The sequence below is a fragment of the Hafnia alvei genome (genome assembly GCF_900095695.1).
GTDB lineage: Bacteria > Pseudomonadota > Gammaproteobacteria > Enterobacterales > Enterobacteriaceae > Hafnia > Hafnia alvei_B.
Genome location: NZ_FMIQ01000081.1, coordinates 39,814 through 64,300, shown reverse-complemented (window position 1 = coordinate 64,300; position 24,487 = coordinate 39,814). Strand labels below are relative to the sequence as shown.

Genomic DNA, 24,487 nt, shown 5'->3' with positions numbered 1-24,487 from the left:
TGGGAACATGAAGTTAGCGCACGTAAAACTCGGGACATTTGCCGTTACGCTGTTGTTGAGTGTTCAGAGCGTATTTGCCGCCGCGCAGTTCGAAGGGCCGTTAAAACTAGGCACCACGGCTGCATTCGCACCGCCGCTTGAAGTGGCCGTTGCCGAAGCCAAAAAACAGGGCTTAAACGTTGAGCTGATCGAGTTCAGTGATTGGATCGCGCCTAACGTCAGCTTAGAAAATGGTGATATCGACGTTAATCTCTTCCAGCACAAGCCTTTCTTGGAAAATGCTAATCAGCAAGGGGGTTTGCATCTCGTGCCGTACGCGCCCGCAATTATTAATAACGTTGGCCTGTATTCAAAAAAATACAGCAAGATTTCCGATCTTCCGGTGGGTGCTAAAGTCGCTATCGCTAACGATCCAATAAACGCCGGACGCGGGTTATTGCTGTTACAGAAAGCGGGATTGATTACGCTGAAACCCGGCGTGGATTATAAAGCGACTCAAGATGACATCATCAGTAATCCAAAGAAAATTCAGATTATAGAAATCGAAGCCGTGCAGCTGTCTCGTTCATTCGACGACGTGGACTTAGCTCAGGGCTATCCTAGCTATTTGCGTCAGGCCAATACCGTGGCTCCGGAAAGCGCCCTGCTGTTTGACGGCATTGACCATCCACAGTACATCATTCAATTCGTGATCCGCGATGGGCATCAGGCCGACCCGAGGCTGCGCAAGTTCGTTGATATCTATCAGCATTCTCCGGTTGTGCGCGCCAAGCTGGACGCATTTTACGGCAAGCTGTATCAGCCAGGCTGGAGCGCGTAACGATGATGAATCTTTCTATGCTTCGCCTATCGGCGCTTCAACTCTCGATGTTCAACACCGCGATGCTGGCAGAAAGCCTGCGTGAACCTGCGGTGCTAGAGATTCAAGAAACCGAAAACACGCCAGAGGTTCCCTACAATCATATTGTTTTAGCGGATCTGAATAAAACCTATGCCAACGGCGTGAATGCGCTTAAAGGCATTAACCTGACTATCCAGCGCGGTGAAATATTCGGCATTATCGGCCGCAGCGGAGCAGGAAAATCGTCCCTGATTCGCACGCTGAATCGCTTAGAAAATCCGTCATCGGGAACCGTAGCGGTGAACGGTGTCAATATTGGCGCATTAAATGAAGATCAGCTGGTTGCCTTTCGACGGCGTACCGGCATGATTTTCCAGCACTTCAATTTACTTTCGGCCAAGACCGTACGTGAAAATATCGAGCTGCCGCTTAAGGTAGCTGGCGTGAGCGCAGCGGCAAGAAAATTAAAGGTCGATAGCCTGCTGAAGTTGGTCGGTTTGGAAGCGCGGCATAATGCTTACCCCGCACAGCTTTCTGGAGGCCAAAAGCAGCGCGTGGGTATCGCCCGAGCCTTAGTGCATGACCCCGAAATTTTGCTGTGCGATGAAGCCACTTCGGCGCTCGATCCTGAAACGACCCATTCCATTCTGGCCTTGCTTAAAAGCATCAACCAAACGTTAAAACTCACGATTGTACTGATTACCCACGAGATGGAAGTGATCCGTGAAATCTGCGACCGCGTGGTTGTACTCGAACACGGTGAAATGATTGAGTCTGGCGATGTTTGGCAGGTTTTTGGTGAGCCGCAGCATGAAGTCACGCAAACTTTGCTTACGCCGAGGAGACAGAATCTGCCGGAGGATCTCCAAGCTCAATTGCATCCGCACCCTAAATCCGCACGTGACGCGCTGTTATTGCGGCTCAGCTACAGCGGATTTGAAGCCAGTCGCCCAAACCTAAGCGCGTTGGTGAAGGCCTTAGGCCATGATGTGCAGATTATCAGCAGCTCTCTGGATGTTATCCAACAGCGTACCGTCGGCAGCGTTTTGCTGACTGCTATCCCGCAATTTGGGGCTACGGCATTTAAGGGAAATTGGCTTACATTTTCCAGCGTAATCGGCAAGTCAACCAACGGATGCGTTCGCGGAACTAACAGTGCGTGTTGCCAGTTAAACCATGGAAAAGCGGCAATGGCAGGCGACTGCGTTAAACACTCGCTGGCAATGCCAATATCCGCATCGCCGTTATGTAGCATGGTGCGAATTTCCTGCGGCGAGCCTTGATTGAGCACTAAGCGTACCTGCGGGAACCGCTGGCGAAAACTTTTTAATACCGGCGGTAGACTGTAACGCGCTTGGGTGTGCGTGGTGGCGATGACGAGAACGCCAGACGATTGCTGGGTGAAATCCTCTGCAATGCGCCGAATATTGCTGGCTTCATCCAACGTTCGTTCAACCACCGTCAGTAGCGCCTTCCCTGGTTCTGTAAGCCCTAGAATACGCTTGCCGTGGCGCACGAAAATCTCCAGCCCCAGTTCATCTTCTAACTCACGAATATGGCGACTTACTCCCGATTGGGAGGTATAGAGCATGCTAGCAACTTCGGTGAGATTAAAGTTGCAACGCGCCGACTCGCGGATGATCTTCAGTTGTTGGAAGTTCATGATTGGTCTTTAAACGAGAAAACATCTGCCAGTTTTAAAGCGTTTTGCTGAACGGGCCAAATAATCAAAAATGGCCTGATATAGCTGATTGAGCTAAGTAAGCTAAACGTGAACCAAACAGTCATGTTTCCCGTTTCTCTTTTGTTCGTTTTTGTCGCGACTTCGCAAAAAACGAAAAAAATGCTCATTAAGTGAAATTATTTAAACTTCATTTAGGCTTGGCTGCCGACATTCCACGCATGGAGACAAATTATTAACCTTTCGGTTTTTCATGTTAAGCGCAAAACCGCACCACCATTGACTTTCATCGGTGAAACCTTGGCTTCATGCAGAAAACTAAACAGTTATTTCCTTTGCTAAAATTTAACATCAAGAACAATAAACTCACACAATGACAACAAAACTATTCTTATTGAGTGACACCGTCACATAAAAAGAACTTAATTCCGGTCACATTTCTAAAATTTAGGCCAACTTAATCGTCGAATTATCGTTTGGATCAACAACAGGGTTTATTCTCTACCCTAAAAGATGTTAAAATTGACCAATATCAATATTGCTTGGGCATTACCTATGATTCCGGAAAAGCGCGTCATTCGTCGTATCCAGTCTGGCGGTTGTGCGATCCATTGTCAGGATTGCAGCATTAGTCAGCTGTGCATTCCTTTTACGCTTAATGAGCACGAGCTGGATCAGCTCGACAACATCATTGAGCGTAAAAAGCCGATTCAGAAAGGCCAGGCGTTGTTTAAAGCCGGTGACGAGCTGAAATCGCTGTATGCTATTCGCTCCGGAACCATCAAGAGCTACACCATTACCGAACAAGGTGATGAACAGATTACTGCATTCCATCTTGCGGGCGATCTGGTTGGTTTTGATGCTATCGGTACCCAACAACACCCTAGTTTTGCTCAGGCACTTGAAACCTCTATGGTGTGTGAGATCCCATTCGAAACGCTGGACGATCTCTCCGGTAAAATGCCAAGCCTGCGTCAGCAGATGATGCGTTTAATGAGCGGCGAAATTAAAGGCGATCAGGACATGATCCTGTTGCTGTCGAAGAAAAATGCCGAAGAACGTTTGGCTGCTTTCATCTATAACCTCTCTCGCCGCTTTGCCCAGCGTGGTTTTTCTCCACGTGAGTTCCGTTTGACCATGACGCGTGGCGACATTGGTAACTATCTGGGTCTGACCGTTGAAACCATCAGCCGTCTGCTGGGTCGTTTCCAGAAAAGTGAAATTTTAAGCGTTAAAGGCAAATACATCACCATTCAAGACGTAGACGCCCTTTCGCTGTTGGCGGGTAACCCTCGCTCGACCAACGAGTAATCCTCAGAACGTCAAGCCGGATCATTATTCTAAAAGCATTTTTTCTGATTAGTTGATCCGGTTCTCTTCCTTCCCCTACTTTGTTTGTCCATCATGGTTTACTCTTAACAAGTAAGGCCTATTGTATGGTTTTGTCCCTTGGACGATAAAACAGTGCCCTGCGCACATTTTTTGGGTTAGCGAGGAGGCGGTATGGCGAAGTATCAGAATCTTCTGGTGGCTATTGACCCCAATCAGGATGATCAACCGGCGTTACGTCGTGCTGTTTATCTGGTCCAACGAAACGGTGGACGCATTACCGCGTTCCTGTCTATCTATGATTTCTCCTACGAAATGACAACGCTGTTGTCGCCAAATGAGCGCACCTCTATGCGTCAGGGCGTAATCAGTCAGCGTTCGGCGTGGATCAAAGAGCAGTGCCGCTACTATTTAGAAGCCGGCGTGCCGATTGATATCAAGGTGGTTTGGCATAACCGTCCTTTTGAAGCGATTATTCAAGAAGTCATCAGCGGTAAATACGATTTGCTGCTCAAGATGGCGCATCAGCACGATCGCTTGGAATCCGTTATTTTCACCCCGACCGATTGGCATTTATTGCGTAAATGCCCTTGCCCTGTATGGATGGTCAAAGATCAGCCATGGCCACAGCACGGTACGGCGCTGGTGGCGGTGAATCTATCGAGTGAAGAGCCCTACCACGACCCGCTAAACATCAAATTAGTGAAGGAGTCGATCGAACTGGCGGAACATGTGGACCATACCTCTCTGCACCTGGTTGGAGCCTATCCGGTTACGCCAATTAATATCGCCATCGAACTGCCTGACTTTGATCCAAGTATTTATAACGATGCGATTCGTGGGCAGCATCTGCTGGCGATGAAGGCGTTAAGGCAGAAATTTGGCATGAAAGAAGAATGTACGCATGTCGAAAAAGGCTTGCCTGAAGAAGTGATTCCTGACGTTGCCGAACATCTGAACGCCGGTGTTGTGGTGCTTGGTACGCTGGGGCGAACCGGTATCTCCGCGGCATTCATCGGTAATACAGCAGAACATGTGATCGATCATCTGAAATGTGACCTGCTAGCCATTAAGCCTGATGGCTTCCAGTCGCCGGTAGAATTAGATGACGACGATGAACATGATGATGAGTAGCTAGACGATATATAAAAAATAGATGTAAAAAGGGCCGCAATTTGAACTGCGGCCCTTTTGTTTATCACCAGAGGGTGTTTACAGCGCGCGTAAAATGGCTTCTACGCTGGCTTTCGCATCACCAAACAGCATTTGGGTATTGTCTTTGAAGAACAATGGGTTCTGAACGCCAGCATAGCCGGTGTTCATTGAGCGTTTGAACACGATAACATTCTGCGCTTTCCACACTTCCAACACCGGCATACCGGCGATTGGGCTACGTGGATCTTCCATTGCCGCTGGGTTTACGGTGTCGTTCGCGCCAATAACCAGAACGGTATCGGTGTCAGCAAAGTCGTCGTTTATCTCGTCCATTTCTAGCACGATGTCATACGGGACTTTTGCTTCTGCCAGCAATACGTTCATGTGTCCAGGCAAACGACCGGCAACTGGATGAATACCAAAGCGAACTTTCACGCCCATGGCGCGCAGCTTCGCGGTAATTTCTGCCACCGGATACTGCGCCTGAGCCACGGCCATGCCGTAGCCTGGGGTGATAATGACAGAAGAAGAACCTTTCAACTGCTCAGCCACTTCTTCAGCCGTGGTTTCACGGTACTCGCCCATTTCCTGATCTTCACCCGTTGAAGAGCCGTCGGTACCAAAACCACCGGCAATGACGCTGAAGAACGAGCGGTTCATCGCCTTACACATAATGTAAGACAGAATAGCACCGGAAGAACCCACTAACGCACCGGTCACGATCAGCAAATCGTTGCTGAGCATGAAGCCCGCAGCCGCTGCGGCCCAACCGGAATAGGAGTTCAGCATAGAAACCACAACCGGCATGTCTGCACCGCCAATTGAGGCCACCAAATGCCAACCAAACGCCAGCGCAATGATGGTCATCAGCAGCACGCACATGACCTGAACGCTGGTGCTACCGGTATTAACGAACCATACCATCAGCAAGAAAGAGACAACCAGCGCAGCCAAGTTCAGCTTGTGACGGCTTGGCAACATCAGTGGCTTCGATGAAATGGTGCCACGCAGTTTACCAAATGCGACGATGGAACCGGTGAAGGTGACCGCACCGATGAAGATACCAAGGAACACTTCGGTCAGATGGATATTTTCCATCACGTGTTCCATCGAACCCGGCTGGTGTTCGATAAAGCTGTTGAAGCCAACCAGTACGGCCGCCAAACCCACGAAGCTGTGCAGTACGGCAACCAGCTCTGGCATTTCGGTCATTTCGACTTTCTTCGCCAGATAGATACCAATTGCACCACCGATCACCATGGCAACGATGATCCAGCCAACGTTGCTGGAGTCGGGGCCAAAGATGGTTGCGATCAACGCAATGGCCATCCCGACCACGCCGAAGATGTTGCCCTGCTTGGACGTTTCGTGTTTAGACAGACCCGCCAGACTAAAAATAAACAGGATTGCGGCAACAATGTATGCTGCAGTAACTAATCCTCCAGACATGTGTTACCCCTTAGTTCTTGCGGAACATTTTCAGCATGCGCTGAGTCACGGTGAATCCACCAAAAATGTTAATGCTGGCAATCAGCACGGCGATAAAGGCAAAGAATGTGATCCAGCCGCCGTGGCCAATTTGCAACACCGCCCCCACCACGATAATCCCTGAAATCGCGTTGGTGACCGACATCAATGGCGTATGCAGTGCGTGACTGACATTCCACACAACGTAATAACCGACCACGCATGAAAGCGCGAAAACGGTGAAGTGCGAAAGAAACTCTTTTGGTGCGACATTCGCCAGCCACCCAAACAAGATAATGACGATGGCAAGAATGATATATTTTTTGAATGGTGAGGCCGGTTTCTCTGGCTCTTTGGCCGCCACAGGTTCAGCCGCTTTCGCTTTTGGCTGAGCAGAAACCTGAATTGGCGGTGCTGGCCATGTCACTTCACCCGTTTTGACGACGGTAACACCGCGAATAACGGTATCGTCAAAATCAACGTTAAGCGTGCCGTCTTTCTCTTTGCACAGCAGTTTTAATAGGTTTACCAGGTTGGTGGCATAAAGCTGAGAAGACTGCGTAGGTAAACGACTTGGCAGATCGGTGTAGCCAATGATTTTCACGCCGTTTGGCGTTTCGGTTACCGTATCGGCGACGGTCAGTTCGCAGTTGCCGCCGGTTTGCGCCGCTAAATCGACAATCACGCTGCCCGGTTTCATCGACTCAACCATTTCTTTGGTGATCAAACGCGGAGCTGGTTTGCCCGGAATAAGCGCCGTGGTGACGATAATATCCACGTCTTTTGCCTGAGCGGCGAACAGTTCCATCTCGGCTTTGATAAACGCTGGAGACATCACTTTCGCGTAACCATCGCCGCTGCCCGCTTCTTCCTCGAAATCTAATTCAAGGAATTCGGCGCCCATGCTTTGTACCTGCTCTTTCACTTCAGGACGGGTGTCGAAGGCGCGAACGATGGCACCTAAGCTTCCTGCGGCGCCGATCGCCGCCAAACCGGCCACGCCTGCGCCGATGACCATCACTTTGGCAGGAGGAACTTTACCTGCGGCGGTGATCTGTCCGGTGAAGAAGCGTCCGAATTCGTGTGCGGCTTCAACAATGGCACGGTAACCCGCGATGTTTGCCATGGAGCTCAGGGCATCGAGGGACTGGGCGCGAGAAATACGCGGCACGGAATCCATCGCCATGACGGTAACCTGACGCTCTGCCAGTTTTTGTAGCAGATCTTGATTTTGTGCAGGCCAAATAAAGCTGATTAAAGTACTGCCCGGATTCATCAGGGCAATTTCTTCATCTTCTGGCGCATTCACTTTTAAAATGACGTCAGATTGCCAAATATCTTCATAACCAACAATTTCGGCTCCAACCTGCTGGAATGCCGCATCATCGAAGCTCGCTAATTTGCCAGCACCGTTTTCGATCGCCACGGTAAAACCCAATTTTAGTAGCTGCTCTACCGTTTTCGGCGTGGCTGCTACACGGGCTTCATTGGCCAACCGCTCTCTGGGTATACCAATACGCATAATCTTCCCTTTTCACCTGTCAATAAGATGAGCGTCATCCTGAGTAAGCAATGACCGACAGAGCCTTACAGCTCAGTGTTTGCTATACCTTTTTTACACAGAGTAGAAACTCTCGTTACTTTAGGTATACATAGCTACCTATAACCTACTGAAAATAGAACCGATGATCCACTATTCCCATGCGTTTGCAGGCCATATTTAATAAAATTTATCGCTTTATGTTCAGGATTAGTAGAAAGATTGTGAAAGCGAGCCTTAATATCTTGATTTCACGGTCAAAAGAGTGGGTAGATATTAGCCAGACTATTAGTATGGGGCCGTTTAATCATGAACTTGAATCTCTCGTTAACACAAACTTAACACTTGAGTGCTATTCTGGACGCCGTGCTGATTTATTCAGCGTAATCCAACATGAAGCAAAAATGCGATTTGGTAACCATATCACTGAGTACGCATAAATTACTGAGGCATGACAACTTATTACATGTAATAATCTGCCCCATTATTTTTTACATACATTGTCACTACGATAAGTTGAGCATCAGCAGAAACAACTGTTAAAAGATGAAACGGTTCTGCCTGCAATACTCGTCAATGCAAAAAGGCGTAAAGGATTTTTTATGAAGCTGAAAACCACCATTATTGCATCAGCGTTATTGTCTCTTACTGCGCTGTCTGTTCAGGCTGCACAGGAACTCACACCAGAGAAAGCCTCCGAACTGAAGCCATTTGAACGAGTAACCATCAGCGGACGCTTTAATGCGATCAACGATGCGGCAAGCGCGGTTTCTCGTCGTGCTGATAGCATGGGCGCTGATTATTTCTATATCCAAGATATCAATAACAGTAATAACGGCGGTAACTGGCGCGTAACGGCAGATGTGTATAAGAAAGATGCTGAGACCGTAAAAGAAACCACGAGCTACCGCGTATTCAACGGCGTAAAAGAACTGCCTAAGACAGAAGCTTACCTGCTGCAGCCTTATGACACCGTGACCGTAAGCGGTTTCTTCCGCAGCCAGCCAGATGTGACCGATGCCATTAGCCGTGCAGCGGCCAAGAAAGGCGCCGACTCTTACTTTATCGTTCGCCAGATTGACGCCAACAGCGGCGGCAACCAATACATCACGGCCTACATTTATAAAGCCGATGCGCCGAAGCGTCAGGTACAGAGCCCAGATGCCATCCCTGCCGATTCTGAAGCAGGTAAAGCTGCATTGGCAGCCGGTGGCGCTGCAGCTGCCAACGTAGAGATCCCAGGTGTGGCTTCATCAGGCACGCCAAGCACTGGCGTAGGTCGTTTCTTCGAAACACAGTCCTCTACCGGTAAGCGCTATACCGTGACGTTGCCAGACGGTACGCAAATTCAGGAAGTGAATAACACCACCGCGGCTCAAATGGTTCCATTTGATTCTGTGACCTTTACTGGTCACTTCAACAGCATGACCGATGTGTCCTCTGAAGTGGCTAAGCGCGCTGCGAAGAAAGGGGCGAAGTACTACCACATTACGCGTCAGTGGCAGAACAAAAGCGGCGGTAACCTCACCATTAGTGCTGATCTGTTCAAATAATAAATCTTTCATATGTCGTTCAAAGGGCAGCCATTGGCTGCCCTTTCTTATTGGCGCAATTATTCACGCGATCGCAACGAAACGTATCTGCGAAAAACATTAGCTAACAATTGCATACTTTTTTGCATAAAACGCATATTCATCCATTGCACCCCCACCCCTCAACTCGTACAATTTGCGCCACTTTTACGGTTTAATGTTTTGCGTATTTGAACGCATAACCGTATTTAAACTAATCATATGTTATCAAACAGTTAATTACACTGGTTTCAGGACTTCGCATTGGATAAAAAACTCGGACTTACCGCCCTAACGGCTCTGGTACTCAGCTCTATGCTGGGGGCTGGCGTTTTTAGTCTGCCGCAAAATATGGCTGCCGTAGCCAGTCCCGCTGCATTGCTGATCGGTTGGACGATTACCGGCGTTGGCATTTTGTTCCTCGCCTTCGCCATGCTGCTACTGACCAGACTTAGACCAGACTTAGACGGCGGTATTTTTACCTACGCCAAAGAAGGGTTCGGTGAGCTCATCGGTTTTTGCTCGGCGTGGGGATATTGGCTATGCGCGGTTATTGCCAACGTATCGTATCTGGTGATTGTATTTGCCGCCCTGAGTTTCTTTACTGATTCGGCGGGTCATACCGTCTTTGGCGACGGTAATACATGGCAGGCTATTGTTGGCGAGTCTATTTTGCTATGGGTGGTTCACTTCCTTATCCTGCGCGGCGTGAAAACAGCAGCGGGTATTAACCTTGCCGCCACGCTGGCTAAACTGTTGCCGTTGGGCCTGTTTGTGGTTTTAGCTGCGATGGCATTCAAGCTTGATACCTTCAAGATTGATTTTACCGGGATGAAGTTGGGCGTTCCTGTTTGGGAACAGGTAAAAGACACGATGCTCTACACGTTATGGGTATTCATCGGGGTTGAAGGCGCAGTGGTCGTTTCTGCACGCGCTAAGCATAAGAAAGATGTTGGCTTAGCCACCATGCTGGCGGTGATTTCTGCGTTGGTGGTTTACCTGCTCATTACCCTGCTTTCACTGGGTGTAATGCCTCGCGCTGAACTGGCCGAAATTCGCAATCCATCGATGGCCGGTTTGATGGTGAACATGATGGGATCAGTCGGTGAAATTATTATTGCCGCCGGGCTGATTGTATCGGTGTGCGGTGCCTATTTGAGTTGGACGATTATGGCTGCGGAAGTGCCTTTCTTGGCTTCTCAGCATGGGGCGTTCCCTAAGATTTTCGGTAAACAAAATAGCAAGGAAGCGCCGGCCTCATCACTTTGGCTGACTAATGGTGCTGTTCAAGTTACGCTGATTATCATCTGGTTGACGGGCGCGAACTATAATAACTTGCTGACTATCGCCTCAGAGATGATTTTGGTGCCTTATTTCTTAGTCGGTGCATTCCTGTTGAAAGTCGGGCGTCAGAAACAAGATAAACGAATTATGTTTGCTGCCTACGGTGCCTGTGCTTATGGTCTATGGCTGATTTATGCTTCCGGCATTGCTCACCTGCTGATGTCTGTGATGCTGTATGCCCCCGGTCTATTGGTCTTTATGTTTGCCCGCCGTGGTTTAGAGAGCAAGAAAGATCTGTGTGGAATGGAGCGCATGGGTATCTTCCTGCTATTACTTGCAACCTTCCCGGCCGCTTGGTTTATGTTTGGCTAATCGGTCTGTCGCAAAAACGCAAAAAGGTGGCTCAGGCCACCTTTTTTAATTTGGGGAAATCTCGTTATTGTTCGCTCATTTTGCCGTAATATTTTCCGCAATAACAACGTGTAAGCGCTCGTCATCTTGAGTCATGCTAACGGCATTACGACACTCGGCTTTAATCACTTTTAGCTGTTCATCTTCAAGCGCATAAGGCAGTTGGATATCGAGTTCCTGCAGCCCTTGGCTTTTCACCAGCTCAATGAGACGAACAATATTGGTTTCATCGCTAACCTGCGTAGAAAGCACCTGCATCGCGAGCTGTCGGATCTGCACATTAAGGTTTTCGATCGATTTGAATTCTGAACAGCGATTTTGGGAGCGCGTTACCATACCAAATAACGGCATCACGCCGTAGATTGCGTCGAAAAAGCTCCAGTGTTTGTCACAGGAGGCTGACAGAAACCGAGTATAATCAAAACAGAGCGTTTCTCTATCACCGACGGTCGAATGAATACCGGACATTCCCTTAGCCTCCCCTCTATAAGACAGCGACACATACGCACAAAGAATAATTTAATTTTTAAAAATGCAGACGAAATCAGTCATATTTATATGTTAACGACCAAACCATAATGGCATTTTCTGAAATAGAAAACCATATGCAAAATGAAACTTAATATAATAAATATAAATATCATCATCGTCGTTTCATTATTTTATCCTCTCATTAAAAATTTAACTTAATTGTTAATTTGATTTTACATTATTAACACTTAATATATTACCTTCATAGTACCAGTGAGCGCGCCAGTGAAACCGCGGATGTTATGGGTAACGTCCACAGCCTTTCTCTGCGTGACATCAGGCGCTGTCTGGCTTGACTCGAGTTCAGCTTACCCACATTGAGTTTCAATTTTTATAACGTTAAGTAACTACTCGCTATATAAAATAAATTTTGCGCGCGGTGATTCCATTCAACCCAATAAAACATTTATTTTAATTCACCCAACTTATATTTAATTAGCACTATACTTTCCCGTCAGAGTATTTTTTTAAAGTGAATATCACTAGATTCAAGACATAATAAGTTTGTTCTATAAATTCGAAATCCTGATATGCAGTATTTTCTTTTTTTACAGGAGCATTAGATAGAAAAGCGAACGGCGATGGACAACGCGGGAGCCAGCAGCGGAGAGCGCGAAAAGCTATCGGCGTCTTGCGCGGTTTATAGTGGAATTTTTAACGATTAAAAACAGCGCCATGAGTTTTCCAGATACGTTTCTCTATGTGCTAACAACTGCAACAAGTGGCATAATCTGTGGCAACATTTGCATTATGCCAAAGCCAATAAACATAGGGACCGAATACATGACCAATGCCTACTCCTCCCCCGTCTTAATCACTGGAGGTGCCCGCAGAATCGGGCTGGCATTAGCGCATGCATTGTTGTCACAGGGAACGTCTGTGATTGTGGCCTATCGCAGCGAATATCCAGCGCTAGAAGGATTGCGCAACGCGGGTGCGGTGTGCATTCAAGGTGATTTCACCCAAACTGACGAAATCTATCGTTTTGCCGAACAGGTAAAAGCTCACACACCGACGCTGCGCGCGGTTATTCATAACGCCAGTGCATGGCTAGCCGAGTCACCAGAGACCGCGCCCGAGCAAACGTTAGCCGCCATGCTGCAAATTCATGTCTACACCCCCTATCTTCTTAATCAGCTGTTAGAGCCATTGCTGATTGGGCAAGGCGAAGCCGGCGCCGATATTATCCATATCACAGACTATGTGGTGGAACGCGGCAGTGCCAAGCATATCGCGTATGCAGCGAGTAAAGCGGCATTAGACAATATGACCCGCTCTTTTGCGGCTAAATTAGCGCCAGAAGTGAAAGTGAATTCGATTGCTCCTGCGCTAATCATGTTCAACTCATTGGATGATGATGAGTACCGTCAAAAAGCGCTCGACAAATCATTGATGAAAATAGCGCCGGGCGAGCATGAAATAGTGAATACCATTGAGTTTCTGTTGAACAGCAGGTTCGTGACTGGACGTACTATTAGCGTGGATGGTGGGCGTCCACTGCGTTAATTTGCAAGACTCATATAAAATCGTTTTATCACGCGAAGGCACAGAAATCGTTATGAACAACATTGTATTTGTTGAAGATGATCAAGAGGTTGGGCAACTTATTGCGGCATACCTTGGCAAGCACGACCTTGATGTCACCATCGAGCCACGCGGTGATACGGCAATGGAAACGATTACTCGCCTTAATCCTGATTTGGTTTTGCTGGATATCATGTTACCCGGTAAAGATGGTATGACGCTGTGCCGCGATTTGCGCCCTGTGTACAAAGGCCCCATCGTACTTCTCACCTCACTCGATAGCGATATGAATCACATTTTGTCGCTCGAGATGGGGGCCAATGACTATATTTTGAAAACGACGCCACCGGCTGTATTGCTGGCGCGATTACGTTTGCATTTACGCCAGCACCAGCCACAGCCGGTGGAAAGCGAAGCTGCACCGGTGAATACTCGCAACGGTATTCATTTTGGGCAGTTGCGTATTGACCCAGTAAATCGTCAGGTCACGTTGAAAGATAAGAATATTAACCTTTCGACCTCCGATTTCGACCTGCTGTGGGAACTGGCCACCCATGCAGGAACCATTATGGATCGCGACGCCCTGCTGCTCACCCTGCGTGGCGTGAGCTATGACGGCATGGATCGCAGCATCGACGTGGCGATTTCTCGCCTACGTCGTAAACTGGATGACAACGCAATCGACCCGTTTCGTATTAAAACCGTGCGCAATAAAGGCTATCTGTTTGCGCCGAATGCGTGGGAATAATTTTCAATGAGAAAGCTTTTTGTTCAGTTTTACCTGTTGTTGTTTGTCTGTTTTCTGGTTATGGCCATGTTGGTTGGATTGGTTTACAAAGTCACCGCCGAGCGCGCCGGACGTCAATCAATGGATGACCTGATGAAAAGCTCGCTCTATCTCATCCGCAGCGAATTACGAGAAATACCCCCGCGTGATTGGAATAAAACCATCAACAAGCTCGATTGGAATCTCTCGTTTAAATTCCATATTGAACCATTGGGTAAACGTCAACTTCCTTCCGATTTAGAAAAAAAATTGAGAAACGGCGAAATTGTGGCTTTGGATAGCGAATATTCATTTATTCAACGTATCCCGCGTAGCCACTACGTTTTAGCCGTCGGCCCGATTCCATACCTTTTCTATCTGCATGAAATGCGCCTGCTGGATTTGGCTTTACTACTGTTCATCGGACTGTCTTTAGCCCTGCCAGTTTTTCTCTGGATGCGCCCACATTGGCAGGATTTACTGAAATTAGAGAATGCGGCTCAGCGTTTAGGTGAAGGCCATCTCGAAGAGCGAACGCATTTTGAACCTACGTCGAGCCTGCATCGGCTGGGAGTGGCTTTCAACCAAATGGCCGACAATATCAACACGCTCATTATCAGCAAAAAGCAGCTGATAGATGGCATTGCCCATGAGCTGCGTACGCCGTTGGTTCGTCTGCGCTACCGCTTAGCGATGAGTGAAAATCTGTCTGAATCAGAACAAACCGCGTTGAATCGTGATATTGCGCAGCTCGAAGGGCTTATAGACGAACTGCTGACCTATGCTCGACTTGACCGTCCTCAGGTCGAAACCAATTTAGAAGCCATTGATCTGCCTCAGTGGTTAGCCGAACGCATCACAGACTTTCAAATGATTCATCCGGAACATGAAATTACGCTCGATATTCCTCACGTCGGCGACTTCGGCGCGGTCGATCTGCGGCTAATGGAGCGTGTATTAGATAATTTAGTCAATAATGCCCTACGCTACAGCCAGAAAAAACTGCGCATTGGACTCTGGCTGGATGGTGATGTCGCTTGTTTGCAGGTTGACGATGATGGTCCTGGCATTCCGCCAGAAGAACGCGAAAGAGTCTTTGAGCCATTTGTTCGCTTAGACCCAAGCCGCGATCGGGCAACCGGTGGCTGTGGGCTTGGACTCGCGATTGTATACAGCATTGCTCAAGCTTACCAAGGCACTATCTCAGTAAACGGTAGCTCTCTGGGTGGTGCTTCCATGCTATTTACTTGGCCACGCCGTCAGGTTGATACCTTGCCGGTTATCAATACATCCAGCGATAACCATTTATAATTTTATTGCCTTTATAACCGCGTTTGACGGGTATAGATGGCATTTGGAGCCTACGATGACAAACGCCTATCAGCATCTGCGCGACACATTGACTCGCCTATCTCGCTTTTCACATCTTTCGGCCATTACCGGTTGGGATATGCAAACACAAATGCCTGCTGGCGGAAGTCAGGCACGAGCTGAAGCGTTAGCCGAATTAAGCGTTTTGATGCACCAAACGTTAACCGCTCCGCAGGTTGCTGACTGGATAGAGCAGGCAAAAAGTGAAGACTTAAATGCAGAACAGCAGGCGAATCTCGCAGAAATCGCACGTCGCTATCAGCAGGCTGTCATCTTGCCGGAAAAGTTTGTCTCGGCGAAATCATTAGCCGGTATGCAATGTGAGCACGCATGGCGTACTCAGCGCCCTAATAACGACTGGGATGGATTCGTAAAAAACTTTGCCCCTGTCGTGGAATTAAGCCGAGAAGAAGCACAAATACGCGCTGAAAAAACCAATGTCAGCCGCTACGATGCCTTGCTCGATCTGTATGAACCCGGCATGACCAGTGCTCGACTGGATACGATCTTTGCTGACGTAAAAAGCTGGCTGCCCGATTTATTAAAAAATATCGTCGAAAAACAGAAAACAGAATCAACACTCGCCGCACAGGGGCCCTTTGCTATTGATAAACAGCGCGCTCTGGGCTTAGAAATCATGCAGGTACTCGGTTTTGATTTTAATCACGGTCGATTAGACGTGAGCGCGCATCCATTCTGTGGCGGCGTGCCTGAGGATGTTCGTATAACTACGCGTTACACAGAAGATGATTTTCTCAGCGCGTTACTGGGCATCGTGCATGAAACCGGCCACGCCCGATATGAGCAAAACTTGCCAAAACAGTGGGCCGGCCAACCGATTGGCGAAGCTCGCTCAACGGCAATCCATGAATCACAAAGCTTATTTTTTGAAATGCAGCTGGCGCGTAGCGAGCCTTTCCTCACTTTTTTGCGCCCTTATGTGCAAAAAGCGTTCAGCGATCAACCCGCTTTTGAACAAGGTAATTTCCTGCGCATGAATCAGCGTGTTGAGGCCGGCTTTATACGTATTGATGCCGATGAAGTTAGCTACCCCGCCCATGTCATTTTACGTTATGAAATTGAGCGTGCACTGATTGAGGGCGAGATTGAGGTGCAGCATATTCCAGAACTGTGGAGTGAAAAAATGCAATCTTACCTCGGCTTAAATACCCAAGGTAATTTCCGCGATGGCTGTATGCAGGATATTCATTGGACCGACGGCGCCTTTGGGTATTTCCCAACCTACACCTTAGGTGCGATGTATGCGGCACAGCTGTTCGCCTCTGCTCGAACTGCACTACCAGACCTCGACCAACAGATCTTGCGCGGCGATCTTTCTGCGCTTTCTGGTTGGTTACGCCAAAATATCTGGCAGCATGGCTCGCGCTTCGATACCGATACGTTGATTCAAAATGCCAGCGGGGAAACGCTCAACCCTAGCTTCTTCCGCCGTCATTTAGAACAACGCTATTTGGGCTAATCTCTCACGCCCCTCGTTTGTGAGGGGCTATTCGTTTTGCTAGGCGACGCGTGTTTTCATATTCTGCTTTATTCAATAGCTGCACTGAAGTCTCATGGTATTTAAATAACGCATACAATGTATGTTGTAACTAAATTGATGTGCAATTAAACCGGAGACTTGCTCCGGCTGGGGTTTATGCTTTAATCGCTTCGAACATCATGATATCGCTGGTAAACGAGCCATCGGGCTGTACTTCAAAGTGTTGTTTCACCTCTTCTGATGCACTTTCCTGTACCATCCGAATGGCCGTAACCAGTGGTTCAGGCGTGCGCATGCGGCTAATCCAACTGCCAAACTCGAGGTGCAAACGGTCAGACGTTACGGTTTGGATTTGTAGCCCAGCTTCGGTGAAAAATGTTAACCACTCCCCCGGCGTATAGTCACGCACGTGCGACGTATCGCGCAGTATTTCTACCGTTTGCAGATGAACATCTAAAAGAGGATGACCAGGCGAAACAACATCCATAAAGATCGCCCTTCCCCCTGGTTTTAGTACGCGCTTCACCTCGCGCAGTGCCTTACTAACGTCATACCAGTGATGCGCCGAGTAGCGGCTAATAACCACATCAAAGGATTCATTCTCGAACGGCAGCGATTCAGCAACGCCCTGCGCGGTACTCAGGTTAGTCAGCCCTTTATCACTTGCCGCCTGTTTTACCACCGCGAGCATTTTTTCGGAGAGATCGTAAGCCACAACGTCGTTAACCAGAGCCGCCACCGCAAAACTTGCATGGCCGGCCCCACAACCGAGATCGAGCACGCTAGCAAACTCGTCACCATCGAGTAAATGAGCGAGACGTTTCAAATCGTTGCCCTGAGCATGTACCGCACTGCTGAGATAAGCGTTCGCCTGTTCGGCAAATTGACGATCGACGGCATTATGGTGGCTTTGCTTATTGGTCATGCACTCTCCGGCTATTCACTTGTATAGAAGATGTTTTTTTCACTATAGTTAGGCATCTAGAGCGATTCAATAGCGAGCTATTGAAATATTTTCATCCTGAGTACAAAGCGTTACATGCCGAAACCAATCACTCACAGCCGTTATAGCCGCTATCCTCTAAGATAAATCATCTATTGAATTTGAGAATAATTCAGCCGTACGCGCCATTACAATAATAGGTTTCAGCGGCCGTGAAGGGTTCGGAGATGGCATATGTTTCGACGCTATGGTTTTGAACTTCTTCTAATATCGCTGATCCTGTGCGGAATTATCACTGCATACTTCTATTTGTAGCCGGCCGTGCATGAAAAAAACTGAATTTCACATCTGCTTCGCAAATATTTCTCGCCGTAATCAATCATTTGGTTAAACTACTGGGTAAATGGATGACTGCAATTAGGTTCCGCTCTATGCGATTACTACGTACTGTTACGTTATGCGTTCCGGTTTTATATTGTGCCATTACCGCCCAGCCTGCTGTCGCTGATGATGAGGTTTTAACACCCGCGCAGCAAATTCAACTCTTTTATGGCAAAGATAACCGCGTCAAAATTACCAATGTGACCCACTCCCCTTGGGATGCTATAGGGCAAATCGAAACCGAGAGCGGGAATTTATGCACCGCCACGCTGATTACGTCACGTCTGGTTTTGACTGCGGGACATTGCTTATTAGCGCCGCCAGGAAAAGTTGATCCAGCGATTGCGCTGCGTTTCTCTTCTCACAATCAAAAATGGCGCTACGAAATTACCCAGTTGCGCACGCTGGTTGATCCTAAATTAGGTAAACGGCTTAAAGCCGACGGCGAAGGATGGATTGTTCCCTCTTCTGCTGCTCAGCAAGATTATGGTTTAGTTGAAATCGAAAGCGACCAGTTACCGGCGATTGAACCGTTACCATTATGGCAAGGCACCAGCAAACAGCTCACGGCAGCGTTGAAGACCAACAAGCGCTTAGTGACGCAGGCCGGATATCCGCAGGATCATCTGGATGATTTATATAGCCATGAGAACTGCTTGGTGACGGGCTGGGCGCAAACAGGCGTGCTGAGCCATCAGTGTGATACGCTGCCTGGCGACAGCGGTTCTCCGCTGCTGATGTCAACGGATACAGGTTGGCGACTGATAGCGATTCAAAGCTCGGCGCCTGCCGCTGAGAATCGTGATTTGGCCGACAATCGAGCGGTGGCCGTCACCGCTTTCAGTGACGGCCTAAAACGCCTGATGCAACAAAACGCTAAGCCAGAATCTGATCGATAGCCTGCATAATGCGCTTTTCTGAAATTGGGTACGGTGTACCCAATTGCTGCGCAAAATAGCTCACCCGTAGTTCTTCAATCATCCAGCGAATCTCTTTCACTTCGGGCTCGTTGGCTCGCTGCGGCGGTAGCTTGTTGAGCATCTGCTTCCATGCCTGCTGCACCTGCTCCACTTTCAACATTTGCGCACGATCCCGATGTGGGTCAATGGCCAGTTTCTCTAAGCGTCGTTCAATCGCATGCAGATAGCGCTCTACATCAGGTAAACGCGCCGCCCCTGTTGCAGTGACAAAGCCACGATAGATGAGGTTGCCCACCTGATTTTTAATATCAGACAGCGCCAACGCCAGCGATATATCAACTCGCCCCTTCAGGCGTTTATTGATGCCGTTCGCCGTTGTCAGGATTTGCTCGACCTGCCGCGCAATAGAAACCACTTCATCGTTGAGTTCCGCACGTACCTGCTCATGAAGTTGGGTAAACCCTTCTTCACTCCATGCAGGCCCGCCATGTTTGGCAATCAACGAGTCAATTCCGCAGGCGATACAGTCATCAATCAAGTCTAAAACTTTGCCATAAGGGTTAAAGTACAGTCCTAGCTTGGCTTTATTCGGCAGCTTTTCATGCAAATACTTAATTGGAGACGGAATATTCAGCAGTAATAAGCGGCGTGAACCCTGCCACATTGCCTGCTGTTGCTCCTGCTCGGTTTCAAAAAGACGAATAGCGACGCTGTCTTTTTCATCCACCAACGCGGGGAACGCCTTCATGGAGTAACCGCCACGCTTTTGCTCATAGCTCTGTGGAAGCGAACCAAAACTCCATACGTGCAAGCCTTGTTGCTCGAGGCCATCGTCCGCGACCTCCGACAGCGTCTGCTGTACTTGCCCTTTAAGCTCGGTTTTCAACGCCTCCAGCGATTTGCCTTCCGCTAACGTTTTCTTTTTGTCATCAATAACGCGGAACGTCATACGCAGATGATCGGGAACCTGATCGAGCTGCCACTCTTCACGTGACACTGTCACACCGGTCATGCGGCGCAGTTCTCGTTCCATCGACTCTAGCAACGGCATTTCAAGCGGTGTCGCCCTGCCCAAGAAGGCTTCTGCATAGTTCGGCGCTGGCACGAAATTACGGCGGATCGGTTTTGGCAATGATTTAATCAGCGCAATAATCAGCTCACGGCGAATACCCGGAATTTGCCAATCAAAACCAGACTCTTCAATTTGGTTCAGGATCGCCAGCGGAATATGTACCGTGACCCCATCAGCATCAGTGCCGGGCTCAAACTGATAGGAAAGACGCAGTTTGAATGAACCTTGATGCCAAAAATTAGGATAATCAAGCGCGCTGACGCCTTGCGCACCGTCCTTAATCAGCATCGATTTTTCAAAATTAAGCAGTTCAGGCTCTTCGCGGCTGGCTTTTTTCCACCAGCTATCAAAATGACGAGCAGAAACCACATCATGGCCAATGCGTTGGTCGTAGAAACTAAACAATGTCTCGTCGTCGACTAAAATGTCGCGGCGACGTGACTTGTGTTCAAGCTCTTCAACCTCTGAGCGCAGGCGCTGATTCGCTAGGAAGAAGGCATGGCGCGTTTGCCAATCACCTTCCACCAGCGCGTGACGAATGAACAGTTCACGGCTGATCTGCGGGTCGATACTGCCATAGTTCACCTTACGCGCCGCCACAATTGGCAGGCCATATAGCGTGACTTTTTCCGTTGCCATCACCGCACCTTGGGCTTTCTCCCAATGCGGTTCGCTATAGCTTTTCTTGATCAGATGCTGTGCTAACGGTTCGATCCATTCAGGATCGATACGTGCCGCGATACGCCCCCACAAACGGGAGGTTTCCACCAGCTCTGCCACCATGGTCCATTTTGGCGGTTTCTTGAATAATGCCGAGCCAGGGAAAATCGCGAATCGGGCATTACGCGCCCCGGTGAACTCCTGTTTATCCGCATCTTTTTGTCCGATGTGCGAGAGTAAACCGCTGAGCAACGAACAATGGATGCCGCGAAAATCCCCCGGTACCGAGTTAATCGGTATACGCAGCTCTTTAACAACTTGCCGGAGTTGGGTGTAAATATCCTGCCATTCACGCACGCGCAGATAGTTAAGGTAGTCGGTTTTACACTGGCGACGGAATTGGTTCGCAGAGAGTTCTTTTTGTTGCTCTTTCAGGTGATCCCATAGATTCACCAGCGACATAAAATCACTCTCTTTGTCAGCAAAGCGACGATGTTTTTCATCAGAAGCCTGCTTCTTCTCACTTGGGCGCTCACGCGGATCTTGAATCGACAGCCCAGCGGTGATGATCATCACTTCTCGTACCGCGCCATGCTTCTGTGATTCCAGCACCATACGCGCTAAGCGGGGATCGATAGGCAACTGAGCCAGTTGGCGACCCATTGGCGTCAGCTGCTGGTGCCCCTGTTCTGAGGTGGTTACCGCGCCAAGCTCTTCCAGCAGACGTACGCCGTCAAGAATATTGCGTTTATCTGGCGCTTCCACAAACGGGAAGGCCGCGATATCGCCGAGTCCCAGCGACGTCATTTGCAGAATAACCGAAGCTAGGTTGGTGCGAAGAATTTCTGGATCGGTAAATTCTGGCCGTGAAAGGAAATCTTGTTCGCTGTAGAGCCGAATACAGATACCTTCAGAAACACGTCCACAGCGGCCTTTTCGCTGATTGGCCGAGGCTTGAGAAATAGGTTCAATCGGCAAGCGCTGAACCTTGGTTCTAAAACTGTATCGACTAATACGCGCCGTTCCCGGATCGATAACATATTTTATCCCAGGAACGGTTAGCGACGTTTCCGCCACGTTGGTAGCCAGCACGATGCGTCGCCCGTGATGGCTTTGGAAGACGCGGTTTTGTTCACTGGCAGACAAGCGCGCATATAACGGCAAAATCTCGGTATGCGGCAGATTTAGCTTGGTCAGTGCATCAGCCGTATCGCGAATTTCACGTTCACCGCTCATAAAGATCAGAATGTCACCGGGGCTCTCACGTCCCATTTCATCTACGGCATCAAAAATGGCCTGAAGCTGGTCACGGTCGACATCATCGGCATCATCAACCACCGGACGATAACGCACTTCTACCGGATAGGTTCGGCCTGAAACTTCAATAATCGGCGCGTTGTTAAAATGACGAGAGAAACGCTGGGGATCAATCGTCGCCGATGTAATGATCACTTTCAGATCGGGACGTTTAGGCAACAGCTGACGTAGATAGCCGAGAATGAAATCGATATTCAGGCTGCGTTCATGCGCCTCATCGATAATCAGCGTGTCATATTGCATCAGCATGCGGTCTTGCTGAATTTCAGCCAGCAAAATACCGTCTGTCATCAGCTTAACCAGCGTGGTATCACTCACCTGATCGTTAAAACGAACTTTATAACCAACGGCACCGCCGAGCGAGGTATCCAGCTCATGGGCAATACGATCGCCGACCGAGCGTGCAGCCAAACGACGCGGCTGAGTATGGCCAATCAGCCCTTTGATTCCGCGCCCTAATTCCAAGCAAATTTTCGGTAGCTGGGTGGTTTTCCCCGAACCGGTTTCACCCGCCACGATGACCACTTGGTGGTCGCGGATAGCCGCCAGAATGTCATCTTTTTTCTGGCTAACCGGTAAACTTTCTGGGTAAGTAATTTTAGGACAGGCAGCACGGCGCGCTTCAACGCGTTGCATGGCGTTGGCAAGATCGATAGCCAAGGTATCGGCAATCGCCTGTTGGCTTTCGGTTTTTTTGACCTTTTTGGCGCCCTGTATGCGGCGCATCAGACGCTGTTTATCGCGCAGCATCAGTTCATCAAGCTGCGAGGCGATGGCGCTTAGCGGGGATGTCACAATCAATATTCCTTGAAACGAATGGCGAACAACAGGTGAAAATGTAAAACCATCGTTATTTGTTGTTTTTAATAACGTCATTCTAATGACGGATTCTGTCTGTAATTGTACCACAGGCCTGCGTTTGTCAGCAGCCTGAGGCAAGCATTCTCTCGTCACCGCATACGTCCCCTATTTATGTGAATGTTAGCCTCGCATAACTACATTCAATAAAACTGAACAAAGGGCTCGAATTATTGCGCTATCACTGGTGGGATTTTATGAATAAAGTGTCTTCTATGCGATGGACACAACGTCCTGATATCAACAAATAGTCTGAAATAGCCTAAGAGATTAGGTCACAAGGAAATCACCATGAGCAACGTATTGGTTCTTAAATCTAGCATTCTGGCAAACTACTCTCAGTCTAACGTTCTGGCTGATTACTTTGTTGACCAATGGCGTCAGCAGCACAGCGATGACAACATTCAGGTGCGTGACCTTGCCGCAGACCCAATTCCGGTGCTGGATGGTGAATTAGTCGGTGCGCTGCGCCCTTCAGACGCGCCATTGACGCCACGTCAGCAGGATGCGTTGGAATTATCCAATACGCTGATTGAAGAGCTGCAAGCATCAGACGTCATCGTGATTGCAGCGCCAATGTATAACTTCAACATTTCCACTCAGTTGAAAAACTACTTTGACCTAGTAGCGCGTGCCGGTGTGACCTTCCGCTACACCGAAGCAGGTCCAGAAGGCTTGCTGAAAGGCAAAAAAGTGTATGTTCTGACCAGCCGTGGCGGTATCCATAAAGATACCAATACCGATTTGGTCACCCCTTACCTGCGCGTGTTCTTAGGCTTTATTGGTTTAACCGACGTTGAATTCGTGTTTGAAGAAGGGATCGCTTACGGTCCAGATATGGCAACCAAAGCGCAGCAAGATGCTAAGGCACTGATTAATCAGCTGGCCACAGCTTAAGTATTATCTGTATTGCTTATCCTCTGATGCCTGTGTCTGGATAACGTCGTAAGCAAGAAACAAAAAACGCGCTCTGTTTAAGCAGAAGCGCGTTTTTTTGTGGTTTTTTTTGTGATTATTGTTTCTATCGCGAAATCTAGGGTTTTCTCAGCCACTGTCCGTTGATACCACGCACATATTCACCAGAAGCGGCGCGTTCCACCAGCTTTTGCCCCGCCATTTTTGCGACGTCTTCACGGCTAATATGGTTATTATTTGCCACTTCCTGATATTTCTCGGCGCGCCCGGTATTGATTTGTTGCACCAGCGCCAACGTTTCCTTGTCTTGTTTAATAGCCACAATGTAGCCACTCAAGGTTTCACCCACGCGGCCTTGCTGTTTGGCTTGATCGAGGGTGAGCGCAAAAACGGCGCTGCTAAACAGTAAACCGGCACCCAATAGAGCGATTAACGACTTTCTCATCGGA

General features: G+C 48.7%; 17 protein-coding genes and 2 pseudogenes. 12 read left to right on the top strand and 7 right to left on the bottom strand.

Annotated features, from left to right (window positions below; all coding sequences use genetic code 11):
* Positions 1-7 precede the first annotated feature (7 nt).
* Both BN1044_RS21515 and BN1044_RS21510 read left to right on the top strand, forming a co-directional pair.
* Positions 8-820: a MetQ/NlpA family ABC transporter substrate-binding protein gene (locus BN1044_RS21515; protein WP_072310394.1), complete on the top strand. Its 813-nt coding sequence runs from the start codon at positions 8-10 to the stop codon at positions 818-820.
* Positions 821-822: 2 nt separating this feature from the next.
* Positions 823-1,881: pseudogene (locus BN1044_RS21510) on the top strand (methionine ABC transporter ATP-binding protein); the annotation flags it as partial.
* 44 nt (positions 1,882-1,925) lie between these two features.
* Here the strand turns inward: BN1044_RS21510 and BN1044_RS21505 are convergent.
* A pseudogene (locus BN1044_RS21505) lies at positions 1,926-2,504 on the bottom strand (LysR substrate-binding domain-containing protein); the annotation flags it as partial.
* Between the two features lie 573 nt (positions 2,505-3,077).
* On the opposite strand from BN1044_RS21505, the gene BN1044_RS21495 reads away from it, so the two are divergent.
* Both BN1044_RS21495 and uspE read left to right on the top strand, forming a co-directional pair.
* Entirely contained in the window at positions 3,078-3,833 is a 756-nt protein-coding gene (locus BN1044_RS21495; RefSeq protein WP_038502821.1) for an FNR family transcription factor, read from the top strand.
* A gap of 192 nt (positions 3,834-4,025) precedes the next feature.
* On the top strand, positions 4,026-4,985 hold the full coding sequence (uspE, locus tag BN1044_RS21490) for a universal stress protein UspE (RefSeq protein ID WP_072310391.1): 960 nt from the start codon (positions 4,026-4,028) through the stop codon (positions 4,983-4,985).
* Positions 4,986-5,063: 78 nt separating this feature from the next.
* Here uspE and pntB read toward each other — a convergent pair whose 3' ends face one another.
* Both pntB and pntA read right to left on the bottom strand, forming a co-directional pair.
* The gene (gene pntB / locus BN1044_RS21485) at positions 5,064-6,455 is read right to left on the bottom strand and encodes a Re/Si-specific NAD(P)(+) transhydrogenase subunit beta (RefSeq protein ID WP_025801339.1); all 1,392 of its coding nucleotides are present in this window, start codon (positions 6,453-6,455) and stop codon (positions 5,064-5,066) included.
* A gap of 10 nt (positions 6,456-6,465) precedes the next feature.
* Positions 6,466-7,995, bottom strand: a complete 1,530-nt coding sequence (gene pntA / locus BN1044_RS21480) for a Re/Si-specific NAD(P)(+) transhydrogenase subunit alpha (RefSeq protein ID WP_072310390.1) — start codon at positions 7,993-7,995, stop codon at positions 6,466-6,468.
* Positions 7,996-8,615: 620 nt separating this feature from the next.
* Here pntA and ydgH point away from each other — a divergent pair.
* The gene (gene ydgH, locus BN1044_RS21470) at positions 8,616-9,566 is read left to right on the top strand and encodes a DUF1471 family protein YdgH (RefSeq protein WP_072310388.1); all 951 of its coding nucleotides are present in this window, start codon (positions 8,616-8,618) and stop codon (positions 9,564-9,566) included.
* Between the two features lie 282 nt (positions 9,567-9,848).
* Positions 9,849-11,240 carry an amino acid permease gene (locus BN1044_RS21465; protein ID WP_072310387.1) on the top strand — a complete coding sequence of 464 codons (1,392 nt, stop codon included), beginning with the start codon at positions 9,849-9,851 and terminating at the stop codon, positions 11,238-11,240.
* Between the two features lie 75 nt (positions 11,241-11,315).
* On the opposite strand, the gene BN1044_RS21460 is transcribed toward BN1044_RS21465, so the two are convergent.
* On the bottom strand, positions 11,316-11,747 hold the full coding sequence (locus BN1044_RS21460) for a hypothetical protein (RefSeq protein ID WP_072310386.1): 432 nt from the start codon (positions 11,745-11,747) through the stop codon (positions 11,316-11,318).
* Positions 11,748-12,593: 846 nt separating this feature from the next.
* On the opposite strand from BN1044_RS21460, the gene folM reads away from it, so the two are divergent.
* Genes folM through BN1044_RS21440 form a run of 4 tightly spaced genes read left to right on the top strand, consistent with a single transcriptional unit; the run spans position 12,594 to position 16,951 of the window.
* The gene (gene folM, locus BN1044_RS21455; protein ID WP_072310385.1) at positions 12,594-13,316 is read left to right on the top strand and encodes a dihydromonapterin reductase; all 723 of its coding nucleotides are present in this window, start codon (positions 12,594-12,596) and stop codon (positions 13,314-13,316) included.
* Between the two features lie 52 nt (positions 13,317-13,368).
* The gene (gene rstA / locus BN1044_RS21450; protein ID WP_072310454.1) at positions 13,369-14,082 is read left to right on the top strand and encodes a two-component system response regulator RstA; all 714 of its coding nucleotides are present in this window, start codon (positions 13,369-13,371) and stop codon (positions 14,080-14,082) included.
* 6 nt (positions 14,083-14,088) lie between these two features.
* Complete coding sequence (rstB, locus tag BN1044_RS21445) at positions 14,089-15,411, top strand: two-component system sensor histidine kinase RstB (protein WP_072310384.1); 1,323 nt, start codon at positions 14,089-14,091, stop codon at positions 15,409-15,411.
* A 55-nt stretch (positions 15,412-15,466) separates the two neighbouring features.
* On the top strand, positions 15,467-16,951 hold the full coding sequence (locus tag BN1044_RS21440) for a carboxypeptidase M32 (protein ID WP_072310383.1): 1,485 nt from the start codon (positions 15,467-15,469) through the stop codon (positions 16,949-16,951).
* A gap of 175 nt (positions 16,952-17,126) precedes the next feature.
* Here BN1044_RS21440 and BN1044_RS21435 read toward each other — a convergent pair whose 3' ends face one another.
* Entirely contained in the window at positions 17,127-17,897 is a 771-nt protein-coding gene (locus tag BN1044_RS21435; RefSeq protein ID WP_072310382.1) for a class I SAM-dependent methyltransferase, read from the bottom strand.
* A gap of 449 nt (positions 17,898-18,346) precedes the next feature.
* Between BN1044_RS21435 and BN1044_RS21430 the strand changes: the two genes are divergently transcribed.
* Complete coding sequence (locus tag BN1044_RS21430; protein WP_081329643.1) at positions 18,347-19,195, top strand: trypsin-like serine peptidase; 849 nt, start codon at positions 18,347-18,349, stop codon at positions 19,193-19,195.
* Here BN1044_RS21430 and hrpA read toward each other — a convergent pair.
* Positions 19,173-23,060 carry an ATP-dependent RNA helicase HrpA gene (gene hrpA, locus BN1044_RS21425; RefSeq protein ID WP_072310380.1) on the bottom strand — a complete coding sequence of 1,296 codons (3,888 nt, stop codon included), beginning with the start codon at positions 23,058-23,060 and terminating at the stop codon, positions 19,173-19,175. The genes BN1044_RS21430 and hrpA overlap by 23 nt on opposite strands.
* Positions 23,061-23,414: 354 nt before the next feature.
* Here hrpA and BN1044_RS21420 point away from each other — a divergent pair, with 354 nt between their 5' ends.
* Entirely contained in the window at positions 23,415-24,020 is a 606-nt protein-coding gene (locus tag BN1044_RS21420) for an FMN-dependent NADH-azoreductase (protein WP_072310379.1), read from the top strand.
* 136 nt (positions 24,021-24,156) lie between these two features.
* On the opposite strand, the gene BN1044_RS21415 is transcribed toward BN1044_RS21420, so the two are convergent.
* Positions 24,157-24,483, bottom strand: a complete 327-nt coding sequence (locus BN1044_RS21415; protein ID WP_025801326.1) for a YdbL family probable chaperone protein — start codon at positions 24,481-24,483, stop codon at positions 24,157-24,159.
* Between the last annotated feature and the right edge of the window lie 4 nt (positions 24,484-24,487).

Excerpts from the sequence above, each read along its gene's own strand:
- BN1044_RS21515 (WP_072310394.1), top strand. The coding sequence starts at position 8 with ATGAAGTTAGCGCACGTAAAACTCGGGACATTTGCCGTTACGCTGTTG.
- BN1044_RS21495 (WP_038502821.1), top strand. The coding sequence starts at position 3,078 with ATGATTCCGGAAAAGCGCGTCATTCGTCGTATCCAGTCTGGCGGTTGT.
- uspE (WP_072310391.1), top strand. The coding sequence starts at position 4,026 with ATGGCGAAGTATCAGAATCTTCTGGTGGCTATTGACCCCAATCAGGAT.
- pntB (WP_025801339.1), bottom strand. The coding sequence starts at position 6,455 with ATGTCTGGAGGATTAGTTACTGCAGCATACATTGTTGCCGCAATCCTG.
- pntA (WP_072310390.1), bottom strand. The coding sequence starts at position 7,995 with ATGCGTATTGGTATACCCAGAGAGCGGTTGGCCAATGAAGCCCGTGTA.
- ydgH (WP_072310388.1), top strand. The coding sequence starts at position 8,616 with ATGAAGCTGAAAACCACCATTATTGCATCAGCGTTATTGTCTCTTACT.
- BN1044_RS21460 (WP_072310386.1), bottom strand. The coding sequence starts at position 11,747 with ATGTCCGGTATTCATTCGACCGTCGGTGATAGAGAAACGCTCTGTTTT.
- folM (WP_072310385.1), top strand. The coding sequence starts at position 12,594 with ATGACCAATGCCTACTCCTCCCCCGTCTTAATCACTGGAGGTGCCCGC.
- rstA (WP_072310454.1), top strand. The coding sequence starts at position 13,369 with ATGAACAACATTGTATTTGTTGAAGATGATCAAGAGGTTGGGCAACTT.
- rstB (WP_072310384.1), top strand. The coding sequence starts at position 14,089 with ATGAGAAAGCTTTTTGTTCAGTTTTACCTGTTGTTGTTTGTCTGTTTT.
- BN1044_RS21440 (WP_072310383.1), top strand. The coding sequence starts at position 15,467 with ATGACAAACGCCTATCAGCATCTGCGCGACACATTGACTCGCCTATCT.
- BN1044_RS21435 (WP_072310382.1), bottom strand. The coding sequence starts at position 17,897 with ATGACCAATAAGCAAAGCCACCATAATGCCGTCGATCGTCAATTTGCC.
- BN1044_RS21430 (WP_081329643.1), top strand. The coding sequence starts at position 18,347 with ATGCGATTACTACGTACTGTTACGTTATGCGTTCCGGTTTTATATTGT.
- BN1044_RS21420 (WP_072310379.1), top strand. The coding sequence starts at position 23,415 with ATGAGCAACGTATTGGTTCTTAAATCTAGCATTCTGGCAAACTACTCT.
- BN1044_RS21415 (WP_025801326.1), bottom strand. The coding sequence starts at position 24,483 with ATGAGAAAGTCGTTAATCGCTCTATTGGGTGCCGGTTTACTGTTTAGC.